At 69.3% G+C, this 2,463-nt stretch carries 3 protein-coding genes; all 3 read right to left on the reverse strand.

Annotation, left to right across the window (positions count from 1 at the left end):
- Positions 1-42 precede the first annotated feature (42 nt).
- From tnpC to tnpA, 3 genes are read right to left on the reverse strand one after another with little or no spacing between them, the layout of a single operon-like run.
- Positions 43-1,608, reverse strand: a complete 1,566-nt coding sequence (gene tnpC / locus FHP08_RS18310; RefSeq protein ID WP_147705952.1) for an IS66 family transposase — start codon at positions 1,606-1,608, stop codon at positions 43-45.
- Between the two features lie 58 nt (positions 1,609-1,666).
- Positions 1,667-2,014, reverse strand: coding sequence for an IS66 family insertion sequence element accessory protein TnpB (gene tnpB, locus FHP08_RS18315; RefSeq protein WP_147705953.1), 348 nt, complete (start codon positions 2,012-2,014; stop codon positions 1,667-1,669).
- Entirely contained in the window at positions 2,011-2,412 is a 402-nt protein-coding gene (gene tnpA, locus FHP08_RS18320) for an IS66-like element accessory protein TnpA (RefSeq protein WP_147705954.1), read from the reverse strand. The genes tnpB and tnpA overlap by 4 nt, the downstream gene beginning before the upstream one ends.
- Positions 2,413-2,463 lie beyond the last annotated feature (51 nt).

Below are 2,463 nucleotides of genomic sequence, written 5' to 3' on the forward strand. Positions count from 1 at the left end.
CGTAAGCGTCCGCCCAAGGCCGTCTTGACCGGCCGGTGTTGATCAGGCAGCGATCGGCTCGGCAGCCAGCGCCGCGATCGAGATCCGCCACGGCAGCAACTCGTCAACGCGGTTGATTGGGTGATCGGCGATGCGCTCGAGCACCGTGCGCAAGTACGCTTCCGGATCCAGGCCGTTCAGCTTGGCCGAGCCCAGCAGGCTGTAGATCGCCGCCGCTCGCTCGCCGCCGGCGTCCGAGCCCGCAAACAGGTAGTTCTTGCGCCCGAGCGCCACGTCGCGAATCGAGCGCTCGGCCGCGTTGTTGTCGATTTCGATGCGGCCATCGTCGACATAGCGCGTCAGCGCCGCCCAGCGCGTGAGCCCATAGCGAATTGCCACCGCGAGCGCGCCCTTGCTCGAGAGCTTCGCGAGCGTCGATTCGAGCCAGACCTTCATCTCGGCGAGCAATGGCCCGGCACGGGCCTGTCGCTCGGCCTTGCGCTCGTCCGGCGGCTTGCCCCGTATCCCGGCCTCGATCTCGTAGAGCGCTCCGATCCGTCGCACCGCCTCGGCGGCAATCGGCGAGCGGTCGGCCTTCTCGATGTCGTAGAACTTCCTGCGCACGTGCGCCCAGCACGCCGCCTCCACGATCCGCTTGTCCCGGTCCTCGTACAGCCTGTTGAAGCCCGCATAGCCGTCGGCCTGCAGGATTCCGCGGAAATCCTTCAGGTGCCCCACAGGGTGCTCGCCCTTGCGGTCCGGCGTGTAGCGCAGCCACATCGCCGGCGGATCGGCCGAGCCGCTCGGGCGGTCGTCGCGCACGTAGGTCCACAACCGTCCGGTCTTGGTCGTGCCCCGCCCGGGCTGCAGCACATCGACCGGTGTGTCGTCGGCGTGCAGTTTCTCGGCGGCCATCACATGTCGGCCCAGGGCCTGCTCCAAGGGCGCCAGCAGCTTCGCCGCCGAGCCCACCCAGTCGGCCAGCGTGGAGCGATCCAGATCGATCCCCTGGCGCGCGTAGATGCCCGACTGCCGGTACAGCGGCAGGTGATCGGTGTACTTCGAGACCAGCACATGGGCAAGCAAGCCCGGGCCGGCCAGGCCGCGGGCGATCGGCCGGCTCGGCGCCGGCACCTGCACGATGCGCTCGCAGCAGCCGCATGCCATGCGCGGGCGCACGTGCCGAATCACCTTGAAGCTCGCCGGCACGTACTCCAGCATCTCGGCCACGTCCTCGCCGATTGGCTTCAGGGCATTGCCGCAATCCGGACAGCCCGGCTCGGGCTCGTGGCGCACCGTCTCGCGCGGCAGGTGCTCGGGCAGCGGGCGGCGCACCGGCGGCGGCTTGTTCGCCTTCGCCTGCGCGATCGGCTCGGGCTCGGCGCGGGCCTGTTCTTCCTCGAGGTCCTCGACGATCAGCTCGAGCTGCTCGATCTGCGCGTTGAGCTTCTCCGAGCTGCGCCCGAACTGCATGCGCTTGAGCCGCGCGATCTGCAGCTTCAGGTGCTCGATCAGCGTCAGGTGCGCGCGCTCGTTGTGCCGCGCGATCTCCAGCTGCGCCTCGCGCTCGCGCACCAGGCGCTTGAGCGCTTCGATGTCGTCGGGGAGTCTGTCGGCCGCGGCACGCATGCCGCGCAGTCTAAGGGCTGCCGCAGCGCCCGGGAAGCGCCGCGCGTCTCGGGAATCGCTACACCGCCCGCTGCGGCTGCCAGGTGCGCGCCGGGTGTCGCCAGTCGATGCCCTCGAGCAGCATCGAGAGCTGCGCCGCGCTCAGGTGCACCGCACCCGATTCGGCCTGTGGCCAGACGAAGCGGCCGCGCTCCAGGCGCTTCACATACAGGTTCATCCCGTCGCCGCTCCACCACAGCAGCTTCACCTGGTCGCCGCGCCGGCCCCGGAACACGAACACGTGGCCGGCGAACGGGTCTCGCGCCAGCGTCGTCTGCACCAGGGCGCTCAAGCCGTCCATGCCCTTGCGCATGTCGGTCACGCCCGCGGCCAGCCACACCCGCGTGCCGGTGGGCAGCGCGATCATCGCAGCGCCCGGACGATCGCCTCGATCTGCGCGGCGGGTGCGCTTGCACCGATCGCGATCACCGCGCGACCGACACGGATCTCGATCGATGCGCCCTCTGCGGCCGAGGGCGAAGCCGACGATGCCTGATCGATGGTCACCGGAAGCAGTGCCACCTGAGCGCCCGATTCGCGCTGCTCGCGGGCCACCCACTTGCGAACCAGGTTCGTGTTCAGGCCGTGCTCGATCGATATCCGCGACACCGACGCGCCGGGGCGCAGGCACTGCGCCACCACCTCGCGCTTGAACTGCGCCGTGTACCAGCGACGGCCGCTCGCATCGATGCGGGCTACGCCCGCCGCCAGATCCTTCTCGTGATGTTCCAACTTGGTGTCCACCTGCATGTAGGTGGACGCCATCCTCGGAGTTCAACCAAACGATCTCAAGATGGGGCTGACCGGACGGTTACG

Source organism: Zeimonas arvi, from assembly GCF_008039575.1.
Classification (GTDB): Bacteria; Pseudomonadota; Gammaproteobacteria; order Burkholderiales; family Burkholderiaceae_E; genus Zeimonas; species Zeimonas arvi.

Bases quoted from the DNA above. Each gene is read 5' to 3' on its own strand.
- tnpC (WP_147705952.1), bottom strand. From the start codon at position 1,608: ATGCGTGCCGCGGCCGACAGACTCCCCGACGACATCGAAGCGCTCAAG.
- tnpB (WP_147705953.1), bottom strand. From the start codon at position 2,014: ATGATCGCGCTGCCCACCGGCACGCGGGTGTGGCTGGCCGCGGGCGTG.
- tnpA (WP_147705954.1), bottom strand. From the start codon at position 2,412: ATGGCGTCCACCTACATGCAGGTGGACACCAAGTTGGAACATCACGAG.